Here is a 6,096-nt window from a genome sequence, read left to right as displayed (position 1 = left end):
CGCCCCCCTCACCAGCGCCGCCGACCGCGAGGCCGCCCGGCGCCTCATCGGCGGCCTCGCCACCGAGGGCCCCGGTTCCGGTTCCGGTTACGACCGCGACGAGTTCGGCTCCGCCTGGCTGGACAGCGCGACCGGCATCCCGCTGGCCGGGAACGGCTGCGACACCCGCAACGACCTGCTGCGCCGGGACGGCCGGGACGTACGGCTGGAGAGCGGCGACGACTGCGTGGTCGAGGCGATGGAGCTGGCCGATCCGTACGCCGGGCGGGACATAGAGTTCGAGCGCGGCCCGTCGTCCTCGATGGCGGTGCAGATAGACCACGTGGTGCCGTTGTCGTACGCCTGGCAGATGGGCGCCGAGACGTGGGCGGAGGACAAGCGCCGCCAACTGGCGAACGACCCGCTGAACCTGCTCGCGGTCGACGGCCCGACGAACTCCTCGAAGGGCGACTCGGGGCCGGGGGAGTGGCTGCCGCCGGACGAGGAGATCCGCTGCGCGTACGGCGTGCGGTTCGCGCAGGTCGCCCTCAAGTACGAGCTGCCGGTGACGACGGCGGACAAGGACGCGCTGCGGAGCCAGTGCGCGACGTGACGACGCCCACCGGCCCGCTGCCCGCCGTGGGAGCCGCTCGCCGGCCGGCCGGGGCCGCGGAGGGCGCGGGCGCGCGTTTCCACGCCCGGCACCGAGAATTCACCCGCTCGCCTTCTGCGCGGCAACCGTTCAAACGATTGCCCTTCTAGCCTTGCTCAGTGCCCAAACTGTCAGTCATCGTGCCCTTTCACAATGTGCAGGAATTCGCCCAGGACACCCTGCGCAGCCTGGCCCGCAACGCCCGCGCCGACCGGGAGTTCCTCCTCGTCGACGACTGCTCGACGGACGCCACCCCGCAGATCGTCGACCGCGCCGCGCGGACGCTGCCCGGCGCGCGTGTGATCCGGCACGAGACCAACCAGGGCATCGCCCGCGCCCGCAACAGCGGCATCGACGCGGCCAGAGGCGACTATCTGACGTTCCTCGACGGCGACGACTGGTACGCGCCCGGCTATCTGGACGACCTCACCGCCGCCATGGACCGGTACGGCACCGACTTCGTCCGCACCGACCACGTGCAGTCCAACGGCCGCGAACGCGTCGTGCGCCGCGCCCCCGCCCGGCGCCGCGACACGATACTCGCGGCCCGCGACGGCATCGGTCAGGCCAATCTCGAAACGATGGTCGACTACCCCTTCGTCTGGGCCGGCATATACCACCGCCGCCTGTTCCAGGACGGCGCCCGGCGCTTCGCCGCCGAACTGCGCACCGCCGAGGACCGGCTGTGGACGTGGAAGCTGCACCTGACCGCCGAGACCTTCGCCGTCACCGGCCTGATAGGCGTCTTCTACCGGCGCGGCGTCAAGACCTCCCTCACGCAGATCAGCGACGACCGCCAGCTCGACTTCATCCCCGCGCACGACGCGATGCTCGACGCCGTCCGCGCCGACCCGGACGCCGACCGCTTCCTGCCCAAGGCGGTACGCACCTACTGCGCCCTCATCGCCTTCCACCGCGGCAACTCCGACCGCCTCGAACCCGGCCTCGCCAGACGCCTGGAGCGGGCCTCCGCCGACGCGCTGCGCCGCATGCCGCAGGACGTGCTGGAGGAGACGCTGCGCGGCATGGACGAGCAGCGCGGCCGCATGCTGCGGCAACTGCGCGCCTCGGGACGGGGGAAGCCCGCGAACACGGCGCGGCAGGGGAAGCAGGACAGTACGGGAAAGCCGGAAAGGGTCGCCTGAGCCGTGCACGAGCACCGCACCCAGATCTTCGAGGTCTCCACGCTGTACGGGGCGGCGACGCTCGCCGCCGCACTGGACGCCGGGCAGTTCGGGCCGCGTTCGGCGGCCCGGCGCATCCTGCTCGTCGCCAACAACGCGGCCGTACCCGAGACCGCGACGCAGCTCTCCGAGATGCACGGCTGGACGCCGGTCTCCGCCCGCTTCGACGAGGTGCTGGACTACAACCACGAGATCCGCCCGCACCACCCCGCCGCCTGGCACCCCAAGGGCGGCGACGTACCGCTGCTCCAGCGGCTGCTGCGGCGCGCCTGGGGCCTGGGCGACGGGCCGCTGGACCTGGTGGTCGAGTCGGTGACCGCGCCGCCCGCCAAGGCGCTCGTCGCGATCTTCGCCGACGCCGACGTGCACGTGTACGCGGACGGGCTGATGAGCTACGGCCCGACCCGCGAGCGGCTGCCGCAGCACATGGCCTGCCGGGTGCAGCGGCTGCTGCACCTGGACCTCGTGCCCGGCCTCGCGCCGCTGCTGCTCACCGAGCACGGGGTGCCGGCGGAGGTGGTGCCGAACGAGGCGTTCCGTGCCGTGCTCGACGAGGTGACCGCCGCGACTCCGGCGGTCGGCGGCGGCGAGGGCGCGCCCACCGCCGTACTCCTCGGCCAGTACCTCGCCGCGCTCAACATCCTCGGCCAGGCCGAGGAAGAGGCGCTGCACGAGCGGATGCTGCGCGGCGCCGCCGCGGCCGGCCACCGCGCGGTCCTCTTCAAACCCCACCCCACCGCCCCCGCCCGCTACTCCACGGTGCTGCAGAAGGCCGCCGCGGACGCCGGCGTCACGCTGACGGTGCAGGAGGAGCCGATGCTCGCCGAGGCGCTGTACGGCACGCTGCGCCCCGGGCTCGTCGTCGGCTGCTTCTCCACGGCGATGCTCACCGCGGCCACGCTGTACGGCATCCCCGTCGCCCGGGTCGGCACGGGCACGCTGCTGGAGCGGCTGGCCCCGTACCAGAACAGCAACCGCATCCCCGTCACCATCGTGGACTCCCTCGTCCCGGAGCTGGGCGGCCCCGAACGCCCGGCGCGCGACGCCGCCCAACTCGCCGGGCTGCTCACGGCGGTGGGGTACTGCATGCAGGCCGACAACCACGCGCGGCTGCGCCCGAGCGCGCAGGAGTGGCTGGCGGTGCACCTGGACGCGGCCACGCGCCCGTACTTCAAGCGCAAGCGGCTGACGGCGCTACGGCTGCCGGGCGGCAACGCCGGCCGGGTCCCCAACGCCCGCAGGGCGCTGGGGAAGGTGCGCAGGGTGCTGACGAAGCCGTAGGGCGGCCGGTACGGGCCCTGGGGTCCGTACGGGCCCTCCAGGGCCCGGGGCCTACCCCAGCAGCCGCCGCAGACCCAGCCGCTGCCACAGCATCGCCGCGCCGAAGGACAGCACCACGCTCGCCGCCCAGATCCCCGCGGTGAGCAGCACCGCCTCCTCGCCGCCCGGATCCGCCGACACCAGGGGCTCCGCCAGGGTCCTGATCACCATCAGGTGCACCAGGTACGCCCCGAACGCCGCCCCCGCGACGCGCTTGAGGTGCGGGCGCCACGGCTCCGGCACCCGCACCCGGGTCAGCGTCAGCAGCACCGCGCCGGTGAACAGCGCGACGAGCACGTGGGCGTTGGGGATCACGTACTTCACCTGCGTCTGGTAGGCGAGCACGCCCAGCATCGCCGCCGTCGCCGCGGCCAGCCACAGCGCGCGTATGCCGCGTCCGCTCCGCGGGCGCAGCGAGAACAGCAGGGCGCCCCCGGCCGCGTACACGAGCGAGTAGACGCCGAACCCCCAGCCGAACGACGGCGTCCCCGAGTCAGCCGCCCGGCCCGCGTCGGCCAGCAGGCCGGGGCCGAGCGCGAAGCCGAGGAGCACCGCGCCGAGCCACCAGGGGCGCCGTCCGGCGCGCAGCAGGACGACGAAGCCGAGGAGGAGGACGACGGGGACGTAGGTGTACAGGTACCAGAGGTGGTAGGCGGGGCGTACGGTCCCGAACGCCGCGTCCACGGCCAGGTCCCGCAGGGGGTCCTCATTTGTCGACTGCCACTTGCCCCACAGCAGATAGACGACCGTCCACACGCCCATGGGGACGACGATGCGCACCATGCGCTGCGCGAGCCGCCACCCGTCGCGCGGCGGGGCGCCGACGAGGACCGCCCAGCCGGCGATCGCGAAGTACATGGGGACGGCGAACCGGCTGACGGCGTCCGCCGTCATGCCCGCCCAGTACGCGGCGGCGCCGTTCGCCTCCTGGCGGCCCACGGCGTCGATGAACTCCGAGCCGGTGTGCCCCAGGATGACGCCGCAGGCGCACAGCAGCCGGATGAGGTCCACGTCGTAGCGGTGGCCGGGCCGCCTGGACCGCGCGGCGGGGACCGGGGCGGCGGAGTCCCCGGCGGCGGTGCGCTTCGGCGGGGAAGTGGAGGCGGCTGCCGGCTGCGCCGGCACGTCGGATACGGTCACTGCCGAACCTTCTTGTGCCGCGGTGTACGGAACGTGAATGACGGCCGAACAGACAAGTCACGCCTTGGCAGTGGTGGCGCCGGCCGCCCGTTGCATAAGATCGTGATCCGGATCACGAAGTGGCAAGCCGCCGCTGGAAAGCCGCCCGGGAGGCAGCCATGCGCAGGACAGCGCTCGCCGTAACCGCCGCCGCGATCGTCGCGGCCGTGCCGCTGCTCAGCTCGTGCGGCGGCGAACCGCGCGCGGGAGCCGCGGCCGTGCTCGGCGACGACGAGCGCATCACGGTCTCGCAGCTGCAGAACCGGGTCGCCGACGTGCGGGACGCGCAGAACGCCAGCGCCCAGGCCGAAGAGATGATCGACCAGAGCGGCGACCTCAGCGTGGACACGCTGAACACGATGCTCCAGGGCCGGGTCATCGAGCAGGCCGCGGAGAACCAGGGCGTGACCGTCCCGCGCGGCGAGGTGCAGCGCACCCGCCGGGCCGAGGCGGAGTCGGTCGGCGGCGAGAAGCAGCTGGAGGCGATGTACCTCCAGCAGTACAGCATCCCGCCGGAGGGCCTGGACACGCACTACAAGCAGCAGCTCATGGTGCAGGGGCTGGTGGAGAAGCTGGGGATCAACCCGCAGACGCAGGAGGGCCAGGCGCAGCTCGGCGGGCTGCTGGTCGAGGCGTCGGAGGACCTGGGCATCGACGTCAGCCCGCGGTTCGGCAAGTGGGACGACGAGCAGGTGCGGCTGGCGCAGGCCGACACCCCGTGGATCAAGCAGGTCAGCGCCACCGCGGAGGGCGGCGTCGTCCCGCAGCAGTGAGCGGGCCGCGCGGCCGGTAGCGGCCGCCGCGGGACGGCCGGTGCCGGGCTGTCGGCGGCGTCGGTTACGGTCGGGGACGTGACCGGCCGCATCGTTCTGCTGACCACCACCCACCGCGTCCCCCCGGGGCTGCTGTCCTGGCCCGCCTGGGAGGCGCTGCGCGGCGCCGACCGCGTGCTGTGCGCCGACGCCGCGCATCCGCAGGTGCGGTATCTGCGCGAGGCGGGCGTCGCCGTGGAGACCGCCGAGCCCGACGCCCGCGAGGTGGTCGACGCCTGCGCCTCGGGCGCCACCGTCGTCGTGGTCGCCGCCGCCGACGGCGAGCCCCGGCTGACGGACGGCCTGGCGCGGCTGGCGGGCTCGGGGCGGGTGGAGATGCCGTCGCTGGAGCTGCTCCCCGGTTCGTACGACGTGCCGGGGGCCCGCCTGGTCGACGTGGTCGAGGTGATGGACCGGATCCGGCGCGAGTGCCCCTGGAGCAGCGGGCAGACCAGCGCGGGGCTGGCGAAGCACAGCCTGGAAGAGGTCTACGAGCTGGTCGAGGAGATCGAGGCGGGGGACGGGCAGGCCGTCCGCGAGGAGCTGGGGGACGTGCTGCTCCAGGTCGTCTTCCACGCCAGGATCGCGGAGGAGGACCCCGAGGAGCCCTTCTCCATCGACGACGTGGCGGGCACGCTCGTGGAGAAGCTGGTCCGGCGCCATCCGCACGTCTTCGGCGACGCGGTCGCCGAGACCCCGGCGGACGTCAAGGCGCACTGGCTGCGCGAGAAGGCCATAGAAAAGCGCCGCACGTCGGTCACGGAGGGCGTCCCGCTGGCCCAGCCGTCGCTGTCCCTGGTGGCGAAACTCGCGGGCCGCGTCCGCACCGCCGGACTGGACGTGCCGGAGGCGCCCGTGGACGGGTTCGGCGCCGAACTGCTCGCGCTGGCGCTGCGGGCAGAGGCGCAGGGCGTCGAGCCGGAGACGGCGCTGCGGGACGCGGCGCGTACGTACCGGGAGGCGATCCGCA

At 73.7% G+C, this 6,096-nt stretch carries 6 protein-coding genes; 5 read left to right on the top strand and 1 reads right to left on the bottom strand.

The features are described 5' to 3' along the window. The 3 genes from H5J30_RS14435 to H5J30_RS14425 form a co-directional block, all read left to right on the top strand. The coding region (locus H5J30_RS14435) for an HNH endonuclease family protein (protein WP_181787838.1) at positions 1 to 592 on the top strand (592 nt) is incomplete at its 5' end. Positions 593 to 750: 158 nt separating this feature from the next. Further along, on the top strand, positions 751 to 1,776 hold the full coding sequence (locus H5J30_RS14430) for a glycosyltransferase family 2 protein (protein ID WP_181787837.1): 1,026 nt from the start codon (positions 751 to 753) through the stop codon (positions 1,774 to 1,776). A gap of 3 nt (positions 1,777 to 1,779) precedes the next feature. Continuing rightward, a complete protein-coding gene (locus tag H5J30_RS14425) occupies positions 1,780 to 3,096 on the top strand; it encodes a polysialyltransferase family glycosyltransferase (protein WP_181787836.1) in 1,317 nt (438 codons plus the stop codon). Between the two features lie 51 nt (positions 3,097 to 3,147). Here the strand turns inward: H5J30_RS14425 and H5J30_RS14420 are convergent, their stop codons facing one another. Further along, positions 3,148 to 4,260, bottom strand: coding sequence for an acyltransferase (locus H5J30_RS14420; RefSeq protein WP_181787839.1), 1,113 nt, complete (start codon positions 4,258 to 4,260; stop codon positions 3,148 to 3,150). A 173-nt stretch (positions 4,261 to 4,433) separates the two neighbouring features. Between H5J30_RS14420 and H5J30_RS14415 the strand changes: the two genes are divergently transcribed. Both H5J30_RS14415 and H5J30_RS14410 read left to right on the top strand, forming a co-directional pair. Beyond that, positions 4,434 to 5,087, top strand: coding sequence for a SurA N-terminal domain-containing protein (locus tag H5J30_RS14415; RefSeq protein ID WP_181787835.1), 654 nt, complete (start codon positions 4,434 to 4,436; stop codon positions 5,085 to 5,087). Positions 5,088 to 5,165: 78 nt separating this feature from the next. Further along, on the top strand, positions 5,166 to 6,096 hold a 931-nt coding region (locus H5J30_RS14410), incomplete at its 3' end, for a nucleoside triphosphate pyrophosphohydrolase (RefSeq protein ID WP_181787834.1).

The sequence above is a fragment of the Streptomyces phytophilus genome, from assembly GCF_013870535.1.
Lineage (GTDB): Bacteria > Actinomycetota > Actinomycetes > Streptomycetales > Streptomycetaceae > Streptomyces > Streptomyces phytophilus.
This window is presented reverse-complemented; position numbering and strand designations above follow the sequence as displayed.

Bases quoted from the DNA above. Each gene is read 5' to 3' on its own strand.
- H5J30_RS14415 (WP_181787835.1), top strand. From the start codon at position 4,434: ATGCGCAGGACAGCGCTCGCCGTAACCGCCGCCGCGATCGTCGCGGCC.